14 protein-coding genes and 2 pseudogenes are annotated in these 20,407 nt (G+C 58.8%); 8 read left to right on the top strand and 8 right to left on the bottom strand.

Translation table 11 applies throughout. The features are described from left to right. Positions 1–136: 136 nt before the first annotated feature. A complete protein-coding gene (iteA, locus tag DIE11_RS25655; protein ID WP_260437179.1) occupies positions 137–1,297 on the bottom strand; it encodes an anti-phage ATPase IteA in 1,161 nt (386 codons plus the stop codon). A 239-nt stretch (positions 1,298–1,536) separates the two neighbouring features. On the opposite strand from iteA, the gene DIE11_RS25650 reads away from it, so the two are divergent. After that, positions 1,537–2,112, top strand: a complete 576-nt coding sequence (locus DIE11_RS25650) for a recombinase family protein (protein WP_124627999.1) — start codon at positions 1,537–1,539, stop codon at positions 2,110–2,112. Positions 2,113–2,375: 263 nt separating this feature from the next. Here the strand turns inward: DIE11_RS25650 and DIE11_RS25645 are convergent, their stop codons facing one another. The 6 genes from DIE11_RS25645 to DIE11_RS25620 form a co-directional block, all read right to left on the bottom strand. After that, entirely contained in the window at positions 2,376–2,744 is a 369-nt protein-coding gene (locus tag DIE11_RS25645) for a hypothetical protein (protein ID WP_260437178.1), read from the bottom strand. 441 nt (positions 2,745–3,185) lie between these two features. Beyond that, the gene (locus DIE11_RS25640; protein ID WP_124627997.1) at positions 3,186–3,740 is read right to left on the bottom strand and encodes a hypothetical protein; all 555 of its coding nucleotides are present in this window, start codon (positions 3,738–3,740) and stop codon (positions 3,186–3,188) included. Then, the gene (locus DIE11_RS25635; RefSeq protein ID WP_185633820.1) at positions 3,737–5,038 is read right to left on the bottom strand and encodes an AAA family ATPase; all 1,302 of its coding nucleotides are present in this window, start codon (positions 5,036–5,038) and stop codon (positions 3,737–3,739) included. The genes DIE11_RS25640 and DIE11_RS25635 overlap by 4 nt, the downstream gene beginning before the upstream one ends. Before the next feature lie 390 nt (positions 5,039–5,428). Next, on the bottom strand, positions 5,429–6,547 hold the full coding sequence (locus DIE11_RS25630) for a DUF3396 domain-containing protein (RefSeq protein ID WP_124627993.1): 1,119 nt from the start codon (positions 6,545–6,547) through the stop codon (positions 5,429–5,431). A gap of 4 nt (positions 6,548–6,551) precedes the next feature. Next, entirely contained in the window at positions 6,552–7,292 is a 741-nt protein-coding gene (locus tag DIE11_RS25625; protein ID WP_105810533.1) for a VRR-NUC domain-containing protein, read from the bottom strand. Next, positions 7,289–7,816: a PAAR domain-containing protein gene (locus tag DIE11_RS25620; protein WP_124627990.1), complete on the bottom strand. Its 528-nt coding sequence runs from the start codon at positions 7,814–7,816 to the stop codon at positions 7,289–7,291. Before DIE11_RS25620 ends, DIE11_RS25625 begins: the two co-directional genes overlap by 4 nt. Positions 7,817–8,877: 1,061 nt before the next feature. Here DIE11_RS25620 and DIE11_RS25615 point away from each other — a divergent pair. Beyond that, positions 8,878–9,210, top strand: a complete 333-nt coding sequence (locus tag DIE11_RS25615; protein WP_124627988.1) for a hypothetical protein — start codon at positions 8,878–8,880, stop codon at positions 9,208–9,210. Between the two features lie 822 nt (positions 9,211–10,032). Beyond that, positions 10,033–10,236 (top strand): hypothetical protein, encoded by a 204-nt coding sequence (locus DIE11_RS25610; protein ID WP_059599832.1) that lies wholly within the window; start codon positions 10,033–10,035, stop codon positions 10,234–10,236. Between the two features lie 82 nt (positions 10,237–10,318). Here DIE11_RS25610 and DIE11_RS25605 read toward each other — a convergent pair whose 3' ends face one another. Beyond that, positions 10,319–11,119 carry a cystine ABC transporter substrate-binding protein gene (locus DIE11_RS25605; protein ID WP_059599833.1) on the bottom strand — a complete coding sequence of 267 codons (801 nt, stop codon included), beginning with the start codon at positions 11,117–11,119 and terminating at the stop codon, positions 10,319–10,321. Positions 11,120–11,476: 357 nt separating this feature from the next. Here DIE11_RS25605 and tssI point away from each other — a divergent pair, with 357 nt between their 5' ends. The 5 genes and pseudogenes from tssI to DIE11_RS37550 all read left to right on the top strand — a co-directional run. Then, positions 11,477–14,656: a type VI secretion system Vgr family protein gene (gene tssI / locus DIE11_RS25600; protein ID WP_124627986.1), complete on the top strand. Its 3,180-nt coding sequence runs from the start codon at positions 11,477–11,479 to the stop codon at positions 14,654–14,656. Positions 14,657–14,707: 51 nt separating this feature from the next. Continuing rightward, positions 14,708–19,252, top strand: a complete 4,545-nt coding sequence (locus DIE11_RS25595) for an RHS repeat-associated core domain-containing protein (protein ID WP_124627984.1) — start codon at positions 14,708–14,710, stop codon at positions 19,250–19,252. 7 nt (positions 19,253–19,259) lie between these two features. Beyond that, positions 19,260–19,763: a DUF4265 domain-containing protein gene (locus tag DIE11_RS25590; RefSeq protein ID WP_124627982.1), complete on the top strand. Its 504-nt coding sequence runs from the start codon at positions 19,260–19,262 to the stop codon at positions 19,761–19,763. A 22-nt stretch (positions 19,764–19,785) separates the two neighbouring features. Then, a pseudogene (locus DIE11_RS25585) lies at positions 19,786–19,887 on the top strand (RHS repeat-associated core domain-containing protein); the annotation flags it as partial. A 126-nt stretch (positions 19,888–20,013) separates the two neighbouring features. Then, positions 20,014–20,298: pseudogene (locus tag DIE11_RS37550) on the top strand (HNH/ENDO VII family nuclease); the annotation flags it as partial. Positions 20,299–20,407 lie beyond the last annotated feature (109 nt).

Here is a 20,407-nt window from a genome sequence, read left to right as displayed (position 1 = left end):
CTGAGGATATCGTCGGAGCGTCTCACTGAGAGCCTGCCTCACTCCGGCGAGAGAGGCCCTTAATTCGTTACGCAACTGCGGAGTTATTGGCACAAGCTCCTTGGGCCCTCCTCCTCCGCCGCCTGCGTCGCGATAGTCATGCTCCGATAAATCGACCCGTAGTATCGGGTTCTCCATTTGCGCCATCAAACGCCCCCGTAATATTTCGAATTTGTCGTATGGATACCTTGTACAGATTCGCTAGTGCCCGTTGCGAAAACAATGACGGCTGCCACTGACGCAGCCATCGAATTTCATCCTGTACATTTGATAAGGTAACACGTTGAGTAGCCGCTATGGTAAGTCCGAGACGACGCAGCAACTCTGCTTCAGTCACGAAATCCTCTCCATTGAGAACCGAATTGCGCATGGCGTCTTGAGCCACAAAATCGATTGCTGCGCCCGACATCCCATCAGAGAGCGATACCAACCGCGACCAATTTATGTCCTTCGGAGCAAACGTCTTGAGCCGGCGACGCCACAAACCTTCTCGCAAGGTGGCATCAGGTAGCTGAAAGTGAATGCGAAACGCGAAGCGCCGCCAGACCGCCGAGTCCAGAAGTTGGTCATGGTTGGTTGCAGCGATAACTACCGTGTTCGGCGGCAGAGAGTCGATATTCTGCAGTAGAGAAATTACAACTCGCTGTAGTTCGCCGATCTCCCGCTCGTCGGCACGCGATTTTGCGAGCGCATCAAACTCATCTAAAAACAGGACGCAGGGTTGAGTCTGAATGTGATCAAACACCCTTCTCAGGTTCTTGGATGTCTGCCCAAGAAGCGATGAAATCAGCGTGTCGCAACGAACTGTGAATAAGGGTAGCTCAAGGTTCGCGGCAATCCATTGCGCGGATAGTGTCTTTCCGCACCCGGGGGGGCCATGCAACAGTAGGCGCGTCGGTAATGCTACGCCAGCGGCGGCTAGCTTCTCGAATGATCGGACCGACTGGATGAATTCTCTCAAGCGGCCTTCGACGGCGTCGGGAAGGACCAAATCCAGATCCTCGATGCGCGGATATAGAACATCGACGGTCGACAGGCGTGAGTCTTGATCAACCGGTAACGTTCCAACCAATGCACCCTGTGGCGTGACGAACTGCTGAGGGGCACGAGCCAATCGGTCACGAATTCGTCGAGCTTGGTCGCGCGATCCCTCATCTTCCAGCTTCTGCGCCAGCAGCCCGGCATAGTCCAGCGCCATCCGGACGTTCGCACGGAGCGCGCCGTCGAGAATCTTGAGGACCTCGGACATATGTTCCATCTCAACCCCTTTTTTATGATGCGGCAATATGTATCTATGATCCGAAAGTGGGCAGAATTGATTCGCTTTTTCGGAAATTCGATCCGAATTTTAGCCTAGACGGTACGATCTTGGGTTGGGTGTACGAAACCGATCCCTTGCGGACATGCGTGTTTAGGGGTGTCCGAAAATAATGCTTTCGAACTTTCGGACATGAGGTATGATTCGGACATCCTTTTCGAACATACTGAGAGTGCCGCATGTCCCGAACCTTCGCATACGCCCGTGTCAGCACGATCGACCAGTCGACAACTAATCAACTTCGCGAGATCGAAGCGGCCGGTTTCTCCGTCGACAAGCGTCGGGTTATTACGGAAAGCATTTCGGGGAGTGTCAGCGCAAACCAGCGTCCGGGATTTGCGGAACTGCTTCTCAAAATGGAAGAAGGTGACGTGCTGATCGTTACTAAGCTCGACCGACTTGGCCGGAACGCGATGGACGTGCGAGCAACCGTCGAAGCTTTGGCCTTTCGCGGTATTCGAATTCATTGCCTTGCCCTTGGCGGTGTCGACCTGACCAGCGCAGCTGGCCGGATGACGATGCAGGTCTTGAATGCCGTTGCCGAGTTTGAGCGCGACTTGCTGATCGAGCGGACGCAGGCCGGTATCGAACGAGCAAGAGCGGAAGGGAAAGCGATGGGCCGTCCGTCCGCACTGACCAAGCAACAACAGGACGAGGTGCGACAGCTACTAAACGAAGGGGCGAGCGTGGCGAGTCTTGCGAAGCGCTACAGCACAAGCCGCCAGACGATCATGCGGGTGCGTGACCTGGCGTAAATGCCGCATCGCTCAAAGTCACTTTTCGGTTAGCGCGACAATCCAAGGGCCGCAATTTGCATCAGGTCGATGCTATCGCTCACGACCAAGCGCGGCCGTTCAGAGGGCCGCGAAGCCTGCCGTTGAAGGGGCTGCATTACTCCGGAGTCTAGGACGAAGTTGGCGTGCAATTCGGCCTTTGCTGACACTAGCGTATTGACCTCGGTGAGGAAGTTTGCGGACGCTTTACCGGCGTTGGCTCCACCATAGCCAAACCGCCTTATTCAGTGAGGCTTCAGCGCGCGTTCAAGATGCGGCTGAAGTTCATCAAGGTATGCGTCCACGTCCGCATCCTGTTTCGCCTGGGGAGCCTTCTGTGCAACGGTGGCAAGAGGCCAGTTGATCATCGTTGCCGACTTCATGATCGCGTCAAGCAGCGCCGGCAGCGCAATCCCGGGATACCGGCGCTGTAGCTGCCCGGTACGTATGGCATAACGCACAAGGATCGGCGCGACGGATCCTGTGGCCATGAGGTCCATCGGGTCTTCAATTGCACCCAACTGCTCGAAAGACATAGCGCGGATTTCATCAAGCTCAAATTGCTTCATGGGTTCCCCCGTGGTGTTTTGTTTCACTTCATCATCTTCAAACATGGTGCAGAGGTCTTCGGCGCCGATCGGAACCGGTGCTAAGGCATTTATTCAAGTTGCCTCATCTCTCAATTTCTTTCGCGCCAAAGAAACCATAATAAAACAAATAAAAGACGCTCCGGACCTACTGGCCGATCAACTTGTCCTTGGTGCATGCCTCGCGAAATCGTTCGATCTTCATGGTGCTCCCCGACAGGAATGACGCGAATTCAATGGTGATGCTGTCCTTGGACATCCGCCTATTGGAGAAGCCTTGATGCTCGCAACCGCCCACAAGGCGACCCTTGCGGGTGTGGGTCGAGTCACCAGTAGTCGGCTATGGACTTGTTGACCGCCCCCATTTCGCGGGAAACAGCGATGAAGGGTAGGGGAGGGTGTCCGCAGAAGCGGGCACCCCCTGTTAACCCGCGGTGATCCAGGCCGCATTGCAAGGCGTGTTTGACGCTATAGGCGCTCGGGGCCATTAAAGCTCAACACGTGTTCAAACACGAATTCGCCACTGCGGTTTCGAGTATGCACCGGACCTTTATACCGAGTTGCAAATGTCTGCATCATCCTTTGCATTTTCGTATTGAATCCCGGATGCTCAGTGCAAAGAATAAGGGCTGCGAGAGAACCGGATACTAGATCGTTAGCGACGGCAAACTCGGCAGTAGCGCATACTTGTTCGATCGCGTGCATAACGTCGCCGCCTTTCAGCTCAAGGAATACGTCACCGGTGCCTTTCTTTGACAGCATCCAATCGGCGGCTGTTTCATTCTTCATATAGCCGCCGTCCATTCTTCGCTTGATGTGATCCTTGCGCTCCGGATTCAGAAAAACCGCATGGCGTACGCTTCCCTTATCTGATAGTTTAATCTTGCTGACGCTGATCACCTCATCGTTAGGGTTTTGGCCCGCAATGACCGACGTCCTTGTTTTTTGCGGGGGCTTCGCAGCTTTTTTAGCGGACGAAGAGGCCGACGACTTCGCTTTCGACGGCGCAGACCGTTTGCTCATCGTGCCACCTCGATAGACAAAAGCTGAGAAAATTCCCTGGCAATGTCCCCAGAAACATCATCTAGGTAATCCGCTGCAATTAGGCCGCTTTCGTCCATGATGTCGGTGAGGTGGCCATCAATGATCGCGTACGCATTCACAGACTTAGAAGGTACCCATGACGTTTCTGGAACTATCTTTGCGACTGCGGCATTCGAGCCTGTCTTATTACTGCGCGCGAGGCTGCCTGCTTTAATCAGGTTGTTGAATTTCGCCAATACATACGGGCTGTGGGTTGTAAGCAGTAGATTGTTAAATCGACGCCGGGCCACGAGCGCCGCCAGAATTTCGACGAGCTTATTTTGCGCGCGGGGAAAGAGATGCGCCTCTGGTTCTTCTATGTAGATCGTGCGGCGTACAGCGACGCCGCCGCTGACCGCTCCAGTCTGTCGCGGCACTCCGCTCGGCAGCATTGCGCGAATAGCAACCGCTAGCGGTAAAAGTTCTTGTTGGCCTGACGACAGGGCGGAGAAGGGAATTAATCTCCCATCTGCTGTCTGGACGTATTCTTTTCCACCCTCTGTCTTCAAATGCCCGCCTAAAATTTCCGAAAACAGAATGCCAGCGAGCGAGGACTGAGATACGTCTACCCCCGGCATCCGACGGATATATCTTTCGCGGATTGCAGAAAATCTCCGGCCGAATTCGAGAGTAACAGGATCCAAAATGCCGCTGTGCTCAAAGGCGACTAGAGCTTTTCCGACGCTGGTAAAAAACGAACGACCGGCTGGAACGAACAGTTGATTTTCGACAAGATCGCGACCGAGCCATTTTCTAAGATTCAGCGTCGCACTCTGTCTAAGGCGCCACATTAGCTCAAAATCGTATAAATCTGCTTTGGCCGCTGCTTTGACCTCGGCTTTCTTGATGGCGGCCAGAAATTGATCGTGTGAGTTCTTGTAAAAAGAAACAAACTGTTCGCAGAACTTTATTCGTACCCGCTCGCTTTTTCCGATTCTTGTAATATTCAACTCGAATTCTCCGAGTTGAAAATTAATGGAGAATCGCTTGCTTCCCCATGCTGATATGGGAAACCATTCGATAAATTGAGACCCAATGCGACGCTCTAATGCCTCGAAGCTGAGATTATCTTCGATGACAAGGCGATCGTAATCGGAAATTATGTTTGTGCAAAAATAAATTAATTTTGACAGCACACTTTTCCCGCTTGCTTGCGGCCCGATCACCAAGGTGAGCGGCGCGACCGCCAACGTAGCGCTTTTGATGCACGAGAAGTCTTTAACTATTATTTTCTGCATTCTGATTCCACGGATGCGTATTGGTCCCGCAAGGATTGTACCGAGCAAACTGGCAAGTACGGCAAGTTTTTTAACCAAGCGCCGGCCGGCTAGTGCGTCAGTGCCTATTGGTTTGACGCGGCAAACAGGATCGGTTGCAAACCGTTGTGGGTAGCGTCTCGAGGCGAGCCATCGTCGACAGGCATAGGGCGCGACAAGTCGTTGGAAATTACGTGACGTACGTCTCCAAGGCCTCATGCGAATGCGCGCTTAGGTTTATCGGCGAGCGAGACCTTCGATTGTCCGGAACGTCGAAAATTGGTCGACGGCTACGGGGTCGGTAAGCGACACCCACGGAAGCCTGCGGATCGTTGCGCATGGTCGACTACATGCGACGTTTGGGTCCCAACATCAGGCAGATTCTCCGCGCAGCTTCGGCGTCTTGTGTAGTTCGATCCAGAAGCCGTTGAGTTGATCGTCGGGTACGTTGAACCGGCGCAGCCAACTTTCGGTGGCCACGACCGTGTTTAGCAGAGGTGCCGTACTGTCGAGTGTTCCATCTTGCAGGGTATCGACGTCATCCGCGATGACCGGCCGCAGCGCGTGGTTCAGAATGACGTACGCGGCGGGTGGAGATACGGGAATGCCTGGTCCATTGGATACGCCGGACTGGGGCGCGACACCGGCCTGAATAATCAAGCCCCCGTTCCCCAGGGGAATACTGGCGAACCAATCTGGCGGGAGTCCGAGTGCCGATGCACCACCGACAGCCGCGACCAAGTCCGCATCGAGCGCGTTGAGCCAGTCAACGGTCTTGATCTTCGTGTAAAGCTTACGAATGGTGGAACGCATTGGATCGCCGACGTCGATCCCAGGCCCGAAACGGCGCGCGTAGAAATACTCGCTGGCTTCGTTTGGTCGCCGCCCCATTGGAGGCACGTTCACGGCCAGTCCGCCGTGACCGCTAACTATCGGCAACGCTTCTGCGAACGCGCGGAACATCGCCTCGAACACGCCGGGGCGGTGGGCGATAAACGCACGCGGTACCGTGAAGACCAGTCCGTCGAGACCGCGTTTCCGTGCAGCCTTCTTTTCGCTAAGCGCGAACACCGTGAATTCATAGAACCCGGTCGCGAGCTTGTGCTCGGCGCTGGTGATCGCGACCGCAAGGGCCTCGTCGGCGGGGACGCTCGTCGCGAGACTTTCGAATCCCGGAGACTTGTCGTACTGGATCGGTTCCTCTCCCTCGGAATAGAACCAGCGCAGCGGCCCGGACTTCGACGGCGTCTGGCCGGCCGCCACTTCGAGCGCGTGTTGATATTCCTCGATCGCCGCGTTGTACTGCTTGAAGCAGCGCATCAGCGCTTGCCGAACCTCCGACGTGAAACCGTTGCGGAAGTAAAGCACGCCCCGCACTACAAGGGCGGCACCCGTGATCCCTTTTTGGTGCGCGGGCTCGTAAAGCCCGAAAGGCATGGTGTCCGCACGGCGCGGATCTTTGGCCCAAGCTTCAATTTCGTCGTTCGTCATGGCGTCAAAGCGGGAGCGGGAATGCAGGTGGCGGCAATGAGGGCGCGGTCGGGAGCGGTGGGCCTCCGGGCGCGGTGCTATTGCCGCCGAACAAATCGTCAAGCTCGGATTGTCGCGCGGATTGCTTCGAGCGCGAAGTTTCCTTCTGGCCGTCGTCGTCGCCGCATCCGCAATCAGCCGCGCCGAGGTGAACAAACTTCGACGGGCCGCCCGCGATTTCGATGTAGTCGTCTTCCTGATCAGGGCCGTATCGATCGCCGGGGAATTTCATTTCCACGACGGTCTTGATATTAGATTGCTCCGGAGGTTTCGACGGGTCGTTCACGATGACGACGTCAGGGCGGCGGACGTCGCCTTTCTCGTATTTCCTGCCCTTGCTGGGCCACACATCCTTGATCCACTGGCGAATGCCCGAATTGGGCTCCAGCGGATCGTCGTAGTCCATGATCGGCTGGGGTGGATTCGTCGTCATATCGTACGGTTGTTCCGGCCGGTATTCCGTTGGAACGCCCGTCTGCATCTTCGACACCTCATTGGGTAGCCCGAGGCGCATTTCGACGCAGCGCTGCCGCTGGATTGTTCCGGCTTTCGTCGCGACGCCGATCCGACGGCACTCGCAGAACGTGTGACACAGAACTTTCCGATCCTTCGGGGAGAGTTTGGAGGCGCTTAATCCAACCTGCGTTGTCTGGCCACCGGTGCTCGAGCCCCCAGTAGACGACCCTGGGGAGTAGGGGCCGGTCATGCATCGCTCCCGGGCTGATGGAACGACAGCGATGCAGCTTGGTGACTGCTGATCCAATCGGTGTGGCCGCTCGCGTCCGTCGTGCCTTGAATCGTTTGACCGTCCGCCGACGTGACCGTGTATGGGTGATTCGGGATCGGCGCGCGTGTCTTGTCGTCGACGAGCTGGAAGCGGCCGCGATATGCGCCATCGTCTTGCGCGGTCGTCTGCGTGACTACACTTTTGCCTGCGCCAACCGAGCCGCCTACGCCGGCGGTCGGCTCAACCGTCGCCATGCCTTGCGATGCTATCAGCGTCGCGCCGCATGCAGTCTTGTCGCCTTCGGTCGCCACAGCCCGGCCGCCAAACGTCATGCTGCGAACGCGGACGCCGATGATTGGGTAGACGCCGCTGCACTTGGGACACGACACCATGTCGCCTTCGAGCGCGAGTGGCTTGCCGAAGACGATGTTGGTAGACGTGCAGGCGAGCACCCGGCCACCGTGCGAAGTCGTATCGCCTTCCCGAATGAACGCAGAACTCATGCCGAATCCTCTGTTGAAATTTTGCGAGGACTGTAGCACGCACCGAATAAGGGTAACTACCCTGTCAAAGTTGCCGGGAGGCTTCGCAGGTGAATGGCGCGGTGCAATTTTTGAACGTCCAAAGTCACTTTTCATTGAACACAAGGCCGGCCTTTGCCGTGGCATCGGGGAGGGCTGCGGCGCGGGAGCTTCTTTGCGCGCAGCGTTCCAGACCGCAGGGTGCTTCTCGACACGGCTGCCGTCATGGGACGTATTTGCCGGCTATCTCCAACTTTGTCTCCAAGTAAATGAGTGTTTTGGAGATACACTTGGAGATAGTCGGACCCTTGACCAGTAAGGCTTCCGGGGCGAGTTGAGCATATGTCTCCAAATCTCCAGAAGTTTTCTGTTCGGGCGGCCGACGACCGGCGACTTACGCCACAATTTTTCGCTGGGTGGCCTCATTCACATGGTTTCACCCGATTGGGGGTATGTTTGGGGGTTCAGATTCCAATCGCCGATTCTATTTTCGTTTTGAATCAATATATTGGATAAGGATTGTTGATCCTGCAGCCGCACCATATCCAGCAAGGGGTTACGCGATGTTTGCGTAGCCCCTTCGCGTTTCCAATTCAGCTTTTGCGTGACAGTCCGGAAATCGAGCCAGTGGCGGGGCCGAGCATTCGGTGCGGACGTTCGTCTTCATCATCCGCGGGCGCACGAGTATGTTCACAAGCTGCGACTCCGCAAGACCACATAGTCAAGGCAACAATCACCGCTGCCGGTCGGACAGTGTCTAGTGGTTCTCGGGTTGCTATTCCGTCTTTGCGAATCTTTCTTCGTCATCAACTGGAACCGCGCAACGCATGCAACGAGGCATTCCGACTTCCGGAGCGCCTTGACGAATCGGGAGCGTGCCGGTTGGAGTTGCGTCGCGGGGACAGCCGTTACGCGCGTCCATGCGCGTAAACGAGATCTGAATCGGTATCCAAGTCAGCCTACACTTTTCACGACGTCCGGGGCGTGGACCGACGGAGCAACTGCGTTTAAGCGAATGCGACGGGTTCGGTAAGGAGTATGACGTGAAGAAAGCTGCCGGGTATGCGATTGATGCGATTTTGATAGTTGGTATCGTCACGTTTTTCTATTTCGTGGCGTTTCGCCGTGAAATTCACCAGTCGGCATCGACGTCTAATATCAGGAACGCTGCATTTGCGATCACGCTCGCGTCATTTGCCATCCTCCCATTTCGCGCCAAACGCCACCCATTTTTACTTCACTTCGTCCAATTCGATGCGAAAGGGAGGCCGAGATCGAACCTTGCCGTGCCCCTGATGTGCTTTGTTCTTTCGATCTTGATCGTCCTCGCGTTGATTCGGTTGATCGTGATTGGTTTTGAGCAGGCCGCAGTGTGAATGAAATTTTTTACACGACGGAAGTGGAGCGCGCGCTGATATATCAAGCTGTCCCTGCTTGACGTATATCGGCGCGTTTTCAATCGATGTCACGATGCCCGTCGGATATGGCTGAGAACACCGTCGAATTCGGTATTTTGGTAACGCGAAATTTGCGTAAGTGATTGAGTTTGCTTGATCGTTCGAGTGCTTTGTAAGCATCAGGTGGCGGGTTCGAGTCCTGCGACTGCTCCAAATTGAACGAAGGGCCGGGAGATTTTTTCTCCCGGCCCTTCGTCGTTTCAGCGCCGCGAGCCGACAAATCTGACGCGGGGACACGGGGCGCATGGCATGCCCGCTTCAGCGCATTTCAGCGCATGCATGTGTGGACACGCGCATGCGGGATTTCTCGACTCGGTGCCGTACATTTCCTGGCCGGCCCGCGCCGCGCTTATCAGGAGCGGCGCATTCACCCGGTTGCAATGCCTCTCCAAGCGATGCCTTGGCGCCGCAGCCAGTCTTCCAGGCAATGCCTGCAAACGAGCAATCTGCCGTCGGCGATGAGCGCGGTCGTCGGTATCGGTCGGCCAGATGTGCGCTCCTGCTTTGCTGTCACGCCCGCGTCACGATGGCCCAATAACGTTGCACGTCCTGCCGTGACGTACGCATCCAGCGGATCCGATGACATCGCACCGCGCAGGGAGCGGCTGGCTCCTCGCGACGACGTGCCCTCATCGCAAACAGCTACGCCTTTTCGCATTCACATGCCTTCGGGCCATTTCATCAAAAGAGACGATCGACGCCGATTCGAACCGGATCGCGGACGATCAGGAGACAAGGACCATGCTGAGTCCGCACGAATTCTCGATGCTGCTGCGCATTGCCCGCGCACCGGACAGTGTCGACCCGTCGAATCCGGCGTTCGCCGTACTCGTCGAAAAGCGGCTGGTCGACGATACGCAGGTACGTGTGAGTGCGGTGGCCGCGCGTCCGGCGCTGACGCCGATCGGCCAGATGCTGCTTGCGCGCTTCGACGAAGCGGCTTGAGGGGAAGGGAAGAGTAATGCAGTTGCGCGTCACGCCTTCGCCGCAGCGAAGGACGTGACGCAACGCAAGCGCGGCGAACCGCTTACTGCGCGACCGGCACCGTCACGTCGCTGCCGAACCAGTGCATCGAGATCTTCTTCAACGAGCCGTCCTTGCGCAGCGACTCCAGCGCATCGTTGATCGCCTTCTCGAACTTCGGATTGCCCTTGCGGAACGGGATCGCCATCTCCTGCTTGCCGCCGTTGAGCACCGCGCCCGAGCGCAGCGGCAGGTTCGACGTCTTGATCATGTACGGCAGCATCAGGCGGTCGTCGAGCGTCGCCTCGATCCGGCCCGCGGCGAGGTCACGCAGCTTTTCCGGCGCGCCGGGATACGTCTGCACCTCGATGCCCGGCACGCTGCGTGCCATCTGGTCGTAGTTGGTGCCGAGCGTCACGCCGAGCTTCTTGCCCTTGAAATCCTCGAGCGACTTGAAGTTGCGCGTGTCGTCCTTGCGCTGAATCAGCTGCGCTGCCGAGTACGTGTACGGCTCGCTGAAGTCGAGCGCTTCCTTGCGCTGCGGCGTGATCGTGACCTGGTTGACGATCACGTCGAACTTGCCGGCCTGCAGCCCCGCAATGATCCCGCTCCATTCGGTCGGGACGAATTGCGTCTTCACGCCGAGCTTGCCGGCAACGGCATTGGCGACATCGACGTCGAAGCCCTCGAGCTGTCCCGACGTGCCGCGCGAGTTGAACGGCGGATACGTGCCTTCGAGGCCGACGCGCAGCACGCCGGCTTTCTTCACCGAGTCGAGCAGGTCTTCCGCATGGGCGGCAACGGCCGTGAAACCGAGGGCCGACGCGAGCAGCAGGCCCGACAGCAGGAACTTCGAACGTTTCATCGCAGATCTCCAGTGTTCAGTGTGGTAATCGAGCGCCGGGCATCGGTCGTGCCCGGACTGGGCCGGAATACGGGCACGTAGACACTACTCGCAACCGGGCCGCGCCGGAAGTCGAATTGGCCCTGATTGCATCGATTTCAGCGGGCGATGGGCGAGCAGTTCGGCGTGACGTCATGGCGCGTACGTGTCGAACAAGCGTTCGAACGGTTCGACCGGGCCGCTCGGAATACGCTTGAAAAACTCTTTTAAATCAGTTCATTTTTCGGAGTCTCGCAGTAATTTGTCTGTAAAATCGCGCGAGCGAAATCGCATAGCGCGCCATCCGAGGGCGCGTCAAAAGAAGAAAAGGCCGTTGCCATGAACATGCAGAACACTGTTGCCGCTTTACGCGGCGGGTTGCTTCAGCAGGACCGGCTGCTGAAGCTCGATACGCCATTGGGCCCGAATGTGCTGACCGTGCAGCGGGCGGTCGGCCATTCGCGCGTCGGGCGTGCGTACGAGTTCACGCTCGACGTGCTGTCGACCGATAGTGATCTGGAACTTAAAAAGCTGATCGCGCAGCCCGTCACGTTGTGGATCCAGCAGGGCGATCGCAGCTACCGGCCGATCAACGGATACGTCCACACCGCGCGCCGCCTTGGCGCCGACGGCGGGCTCACGACCTATCAGCTTACGTTCGCCGATTTCACGCATTTCCTGAAGTTTCGTCGCGACCAGCGGCTCTGGAACGACACGACCGTCGACCAGATCATCAGCGATGTGCTGAACCAGCATCCGCAGGCGCAGGGCCATTTCCGCTTCGCACTGTCGAAACCGCTGCCGAACCGTTCATACACGCGCCAGCACGACACCGACTGGCATTTCGTGCATCGGCTGATGGAAAGCGAAGGCCTCTACAGCACATGGCAGCAGGCCGACGACGGCAAGTCGCACACGCTCGTCATCACCGACAACCTGCAGGCGTTCGCGCCGCTGTCGCCCGAGACCGTGCGCTTCTACCGCGGCGGCGCGGCGAGCGAAGCCGACGCGTTCACGCAATGGTCGGGCTCGCGCACGCTGCAGAGCGTGACGCGAACGACACGCACGTTCGACTACAAGAACCCGTCGCAGCCGTCGAACCCGAAGGGCACGACGCTGCCGACGATGAGTGGCCAGGGTGATTTGCCCGACCAGCTCGAAGTGTACGAGTACACCGGTGCCTACACGTATCTGGACCAGACGCGCGGCGACCATCTGACGAAGGTGCGGATGGAGGAATGGGAGTCGCAGGCAAAGCGCTTCCATGGCGCGGGTGGCGTGCGCGCAATCGATGCGGGCCGGCGCTTCACGCTGTCGGACCATCCCGAACATGATCGCGATCCGGCGGACCAGCGCGAATTCGCGGCGATCGGCGTCGAATGGTGGATCGAGAACAATCTGCCCGTGGCGAGCAGCAGCGCGGACTTTCCGTACAGCCTGCGCGACGCGCTGATGCAAGCGCAGGAAGGTTACGGTGCCGATCCGGCGTTTCGCGTGCCGCATGACGATGGTTCGGTCGGCTTCTATCTCGTCGAGGTCGAAGCGCAGCGCGTGAGCGTGCCGTATCGTAGCCCGTTCGAACACGAGAAGCCGAAGATGCACCTTGAGACGGCGATCGTTGTCGGGCCGCAGGGCGAGGAAGTCTATACGGACGAGCTGAACCGGATCCGCGTGCAGTTCGTATGGGATCGCCTCAATCCGGGCAACGAGAACGCGTCGTGCTGGGTGCGCGTCGTGCAGTCGGATACTGGTGGCGGCTATGGCGGCGTGCATGTGCCGCGCATCGGCGAGGAAGTGCTGATCGACTACGTCGGCGGCGACTGCGACCGGCCGCTCGCGGTCGGCCGCGTGTACAACGGCGCGAACCAGCCCCAGTGGCATAGCGACGGCATTCTCTCCGGCTACCGGTCGAAAGAGTATTCGGGCAGCGGCTACAACCAGCTCGTGATGGACGACGCGACCGGGCAGAACCGCGTGCAGCTGATGAGCAGCAGCGCGAACAGCCTGCTGCATCTGGGTTACATCATCGACCAGAACGGCAATTCGCGCGGATCGTACCTGGGCAGCGGCTTCGATCTGCGTTCGGACGCATACGGCGCGGTGCGGGCGAGCCAAGGGCTGTACGTCACCACCCATCCGAAGGCACCGAACAGCCAGCCGCTGGACGTGAAGGAAGCGCAGCAGCAGCTCGTGACGGGCGAGAGCCTCGTCGAAGCGATGTCGGGCGTAAGCGAGCAGCATCAGGCGGAAAGTCTCAAGGAAGCACACGACACGATGCGCGCGTTCACCGACGCGACGCAGGACGGCGCGTCGGGCAGCGCGTCAGGCGGACGCACGGCAGGTGGCGGCACGGGCAACGCGAATGCGTTCAAGGAGCCGGTGATGCTGTTCGGCAGCCCGTCGGGGATCGGGATGTCGACGCAGCAGTCGCTGCACCTGGTCGCGAACGATCACGTGAACGTCGCGAGCGGGCAGAGCGTGCACGTTGCGGCGGGCAAGTCACTGATCGGCAGCATCGGGCAGAAGCTGAGCCTGTTCGTGCAGAACGCGGGGATGAAGCTGTTCGCGGGCAAGGGCAAGGTCGAGATCCAGGCGCAGTCGGACAACGTCGAGGTGACTGCGCAGAAAGCGGTGAAGGTTGTGTCCGCAACTGATCGGATCGAGATCGCCGCCGATCAGGGGATTCTGCTGACGAGCGGCGGCGGGTATATCCGCATCAAGGACGGCAACATCGAGATTCATACGCCGGGCGCGGTTGATGTGAAGGGGGCATCTCATACGTTCGCGGGGCCGGCGAGCATGGGTTATCCGTTGCCGAGCCCGAGGCCGGATCAGCCGGGGCAGCTCGAACTGTTCCACAAGTACGTGAACGGCGAGGCGGTCAAAGGCGGCCTGTTCACGGTGAGAGACGTGAACGGCGCCGTGCTGAAAAAAGGCGCACTCGACAACAGCGGCTATACGGTTGTGAGCGGTTTGCCGCCGGGGGCGGTGCGCGTCGAGTTCGGCAAGGACCCGCGCGAGTCGGATCAGCCAGCGAACTATTTCAAGCAGGTGAAGTGGCCGGCGGAGCCCGTGCAACCGTCGCCGGAAGCCGCGCAGGCGGCAGCTAGCGGGCAGCTCGCGAGCCAGCTGCAGGGGATGGCGCCGGCCGCGACGACAGCAGCAATGGGGCTGGTGAGCGGCGGTGGCGCGGGTGCTGCCCTTGGCGGCCTCGCCAGTTCCGCATTGCCGGCTGCGGCGACCGCGTTGGGTGGGGCCGGCGTTGCGTCTGCGTTGCAGACGGCGTCGAGCCTGAGTGGTGCGGCGAAGCAGGTGGCCGGGATGGTGCAGGCCGCACGTCAGGGCGGGCTTGCAGCGCTGGCCGCACCGGCTGCGAATGCGGCGTCCGGGGCGTTGCAAGGCGCATTGCCGGGCGTCGCGAGTATCGCGGGCAAGGGCGCCACGACCGTGGCGTCGGCCGCAGGCGCGACGGGCATGAAGCTGCCGACGAGCGGGTTTGGTGGACCGCTGAAATCCTGAGAGGGCGGCATGTCAGCCGTCTTGAAAAAAACGAATTGAACGAAGAACGACATGGCACAACAACTTCCACCGGGCGCTGAGAAGGAACAGGCTGTTTCCTGGCTCAGCGATATTTCGCCGAAAGACGTGGCGGCGGGGGGCGACCGTTTCAATAAGTGGTTGCTCAAGATCAGCGGCAATCACATTTCGTTCGAGGACCTCAAAACCGTCGCCAGTGCGGTGCCGATCATCGGCAACCTGATGGCGTTCTACGATGCAGTGTGCGACATCGTGATGATCGTCGAGAAGCGTCACGCCGATCTGCTCGATTACCTTGGACTCGCGATCAACCTGATCGGGGTCATTCCGGTGCCGCCGCCGCTGGCATCGTTTCGCCTGTCGGCGCGACCGTTGTTGGCGCTCGTGCGCAATCAGTTGCTGGTGTCGCGCGGCAATCTCGGGGCCGCGATCATTAACGTGCTCATTACGCACGTCAACGCCGCGGCCGCGACGGAAATCGAGAACTTCCTGAAGACGTTGCAGGAGGTTCTGGTCGACTTGCTGAATGACTGCGCGGCCAAGGCGCAGGAGTTGATGGTCGGTATTGCCAGCGGATTGGAGCTTGCCCTCAAAGGGCAAATTTTCGACAGCAGTGCGAACGTACGACGTACGCAGCAGATCGCGCGGAAGATGGACGAGCGATCCTGGTACAACCCGATGATCGTGGTCGATGCGTTCGAGTACGGTTACGAAGGTTCGATCGCGTTAGGGAAGGAAGCCGGGAACGCGACGGTCGGGACCGCTGCGAGGCTTGCGCCGGATTCGTGGCTTCAACCGTTTCGCGATATCGTCGCGTTCCTGAAGACCGAAGCACCGAAAGTCGCGAAGGCAATCCGCGATCTGAATGGCAGCGAAGAAGGCAAGATGCTTTGGCTGATCGCGCAAGTGATCGAGGCCGTGGCGAGGGTGCGTGCGGGCGGCAAGCTTCGTGAAAAGAGCGCTGACGTGCCACCCGGCGGCAAGGGACGGGCACAGCATGACCGCCCGCAGGAGCCGGTGGGTGCGACCGAACAGCATGTGCATCCGGAAGGTGCTGGCCAGAGCCCCTGCAAAAGTTGCGGGATTGGCGCGTCGACCGGATCGATCGATTTTGCTTTCGGCGATGAGACGTTCACGCATACGGACTTTGAACTGCCCGGCGCATTGCCGCTTGTCTGGGCGCGTACTTATCGGTCACGCCTGTCTGCATATGACACTGGAGAACTTGGCGCGCGATGGATTACGCCGTACACGACGCGCATCGATGTCGAAGGCGATACATGGTTCTACCGTGATGCCAGCGGACGCAGCATTGAATATCGCGCGCTGGCAGCTGGAAGCGTGTATGACGATCTGTCGGAAAACCTGACGCTGTCGCGACTCGACGATACGTGGGTGACGATCGCGTACGGTCATGACGAGTTGCACGTATACGAGCGGCGTGGCGACGCGTTCCGGCTCGCGATGCAGAAAGATCGCGCGGGCAACACGATCACGCTCGACTACGATGCGCGCGACCGCGTGGCGCGCCTGATTGACGCGAATGGCAACGTGCTCTCGTTCGAGCACGACAAGCAAGGTCGGATCGTCCTGATCGAGCAGGTGATCGAGGATGGCAAGCGCCGCACGCTCGCAAGTTACGCCTATGACGAAGCGGCCGATCTCATCCGTGCAACCGATCGGCACGGCAACGCGTGGAACTACCAGTACGACCGACATCTCGTGACGCGTTATACCGATCGCACCGGCCGCGGGATGTCGCTTGAATGGGACGGCGCGGACGCTGACGACAACGCGAATGCGAAATGCGTGCGTGAGTACGCGGACGATGGCAGTCTCGATATCCGTCTTGCGTGGCACCCGAACATTCGATTGACCTACGTAACCGATGCGCTCGGTCAGACGACGCGTTATTACTTCAACATCAAGGGCTACGTTTATCGGATCGCCTATCCGGATGGAAACGAAGAGTGGTTCAGGCGCGACGAGCACAACAATCTGACGTTGCATATTCTGCAGGACGGCAGCATCGAGCAGATGCGTTACGACGCGCGCGGTAACCGGACGTGGCACGAGCGCGCTGACGGCAGCATTGTCGAAATGGCATATGACGACAAGGATCAGATGATCCGGCTCGTCGATCCGAATGGGCATGTCTGGCAGCGCAAGTACGATGATGCTGGCAATCTCGTCGAGGAAATCGATCCGCTCGAGCACGCTACGAAGTACAGCTATAACGACAAGGGACTGCCGACACAGATCACCGATGCCAAAGGCGGATCGAAGGCACTCGAATACAACTCCGCCGGGCAATTGACCAGCTACACGGACTGCTCCGGAAAGAAGACGGCGTGGCGCTACGACGATATAGGGCGTGTGATCGAGAAAAAGGACGCGTCCGGTGGCGTCGTTGCTTATGCATATGGCCCGAACGGCCGGTTGACGGCGATTCGTTCGCCGGCCGGTGTCGAACATGTGCAACACGATGCCGAAGGGCGATTGCTTGCGCATACGGATCAGCTCAATCGGTCGACGCGATATGCCTACGATGCGGTCGGTCGCATTGCGAGTCGCGCCGATGTGCTCGGGCAGACGGTTGCGTATCGTTATGACCGTCTCGGCCGCTTGTCCGCGCTGACCGATGCGAACTTTGCGACGTATCAGTTCCACTACGATCCGGCAGGTCGGCTGATCGAGGAAATCGGCTTCGACGGCAAGTCGACGCGTTACCAGTACGATCCGGACAGCGGCAGTCTTGTTTCGATCGATGAAGCGGGCTGCCTGACTTCGGTCGAAATCGATGCAAATGGCCGTCTGCTGAAGCGTGTCGCCGGGGAAAGCGAGGAACGGTTTGCCTACGATCCGAGCGGCAGGTTGATCGACGCGGTGAACCGATACAGCCGCGTGCAGTTCTTCTTCGATCCGGTTGGCAATCTCGTGCGTGAACATCACGCCTACGATCTGTTCGGTGACCGGCGCAGCTACGTATGGCATCACGAATACGATGAACTCGGCAACCGGTGGCGTACCGTTCGGCCGGACGGGCATGTCGTCGACTGGTTGCTGTATGGCTCGGGGCATGTGCACGGGATGCTGCTCGACGGCGAGGACCGCGTGCAGTTCGAGCGCGATGATCTTCATCGCGAGACGGTGCGCGTGCTGTCGAGCAAGGTCGGGCAGCGCACGCACTACGATCCGGCGGGACGCGTGTTGCAGCAGTCGATCCAGCGATCGACGTCACCTGCGCCGCTCGCCGAGCGGCGGTATCGCTATGACGCGGCGGGGCAGTTGTCGCGAATCGAGGACAGCCGCAAGGGCGGGACCGACTATCGATACGATCCTGTCGGACGGCTGATCGAGGCGATCAGTCCCATCGCGAAGGAACGGTTTGCGTTCGATCCGGCGAGCAACATCATCGATCCGGCGCGGACTACGGAGACGCCCGCGCCGCGTCCGAGTCCGGTGCGGCCGGACAGCACGTTGCCGGTTGAGGTGCCGAAGGTGCTCGGTAACTTGCTGAAGACGTATGCGGGGATGCACTTCGAGTACGACGCGCGCGGGAATCTCGTGCGCAAGCGCACGCCTGCGGGTGAGCAGGAATACGAGTGGGATGAATTCAATCGATTGCTATCCGCGCGGGTTGCCGAGACGTCGCGGCAGAGTCGCGCGCGGTATTTCTATGATGCGTTCGGTCGGCGTATTGCGAAGGAGTTGAACGGCGAGCGGACGGTGTTCGGGTGGGATGGTGACACGCTGGCGTACGAGAGTGACGGCGAGCGCACCACGCACTATCTCTACGAGCCGGGGACGTTCGTGCCGCTGGCCCAGTATGTGGCGGAACCGGTCGATGGGATCGTGACGCCGGAGTGGAAGAGTACCGACCGCTATGTGCCGGAGGAGGACCCGCTGCAGCAGGTGCCGGAGCGGCGTGGTGATGCTGCCCTGTTCTATTACCACTGCGATCAGATCGGGACGCCTCAATTGATGACGGATGGCGACGGTGATGTTGTGTGGGAAGCGTCGTACATGGCTTGGGGCGAAGCGCGGGAAGTGATCGCGCGGGCGTCGAAGGCGGCGGGGATCGTGCCTAAGAATCCGTTGCGGTTTCAGGGGCAACAGGTTGATGCGGAAACGGGGTTGTACTATAACCGGCATCGATATTACGATCCGAGCAGTGGACGGTTCATCTCGAAAGACCCGATCAGGCTCGCCGGTGGCATCAACGTCTATCAATACGTACCCGCGCCAACCGGATGGATCGATCCGCTTGGGCTAGCGCGCATCCCGGCGTCTGTCAAACAGAAGGTTGCTCAGGAGAATAAAGACTTCTTTGGAACGGAAAAGTGCGAGTGCTGTGGCACCGACGTGATTCCTGGCCAAAAGAGTCAACGCGGTGTCACACCTCCGGCGAACGAACGTCAGTTCGACCACGTCGAACCCGACTCGCTGGGTGGGGCGAACAACGAAAAAAACACCCAACTGCTCTGCCGTAAGTGCAATCGTGGCTTCTCGAATAAGCTGAAGGAAAATTTCAAGCAACTCAACCGTTTGGGGCGCAACCCCTGCGGAAACGAATAGGATCATCATGCCAGGCTTCGCAAAAATCGTGTTTCGTCTGAAGACTGACGCTGACGGATATCCGCCCGTTGGCTTCGAATCACTGTGGGGGGGGGCTCTTGGCGAGAATTCCTACGTGATCGACAACGTGCCTTACTACATATGTGGGGTGAGCAAAGGTGATACGGTCGTGACCGAGGAGATTGACGGCGAACTTGTTGCCGCTGGAGTAGTTGCTCGGGGGGGGCACTCGACCCTCCGGGTATTTGCGGAGGATGATGTAACCAGAAAGGCAATTGTCCAAAACCTCACGCAACTTGGAGCACAATGCTCAGTAACCGACGGGTTATCGCTCTTTGCAGTTGACATTGCTGCTGATGTCGAATTTCAGAGAATCGACGCCTTCTTGGCTTCACAATGCGATGGCGAGCACGTTGCCTATGAGGATGCATGCCTACAGCACGCGGGAATAGACAGCATGCGAACGGAAGAGTGTGCGTCACTAGCGACGGTACCATTGCGGCTCAATTAGCACGGGCAATTCCGTTGCGTGAGATACGGGCTTACACAATAACTGGCATCGGTATTCCGATCCCAGCACCGGGCGCTTCCTCTCGAAAGACCCGATCGGGCTCGCGGGCGGTATCAACGTTTATTAGTACGCGCCCAATCCAACTGGATGGGTTGATCCCCTCGGCTTGGCGCGTTGCCCTAATAGCGTTCTTGGCCGCAAGGTCAATCAAGACGACTCCTTGATTGACGCGACCACTCCCATCATTCAAATGAGCATCAATCAGAAGGCACTCAATTCGCCTAGCTTCGATAAGCTGAAGGGTATGATCAACAACGTTGCGACGAATGTGGACTTGATGAAAGCGGGCTATGCGCCTTTCGGGCCCGATGGCAATCAGGTAAATCTGCATCATGTGCTTGGTGACGAACCGGGACCTATCGTGGAGCTGTCCGCCGCGACGCATCAAAGGTATTACAAGCAACTTCACGGGTTGATTGACGATGGAGCCAGCTTCCGAAATGATCCAGCAGCCGCACGCGGATATGACCGGTTTCGTCGAAATTACTCGATTCGGCCGGCGTATTGCGAAGGAGTTGAACGGCGAGCGGACGGTGTTCGGGTGGGATGGTGACACGCTGGCGTACGAGAGTGACGGCGAGCGC

This window comes from Burkholderia sp. Bp9012 (genome assembly GCF_003853825.1).
In the GTDB taxonomy this organism is placed as follows: Bacteria; Pseudomonadota; Gammaproteobacteria; order Burkholderiales; family Burkholderiaceae; genus Burkholderia; species Burkholderia diffusa.
The sequence above is the reverse complement of the archived record's forward strand: the minus strand, read 5'-3'. Positions and strand labels throughout refer to the sequence as shown.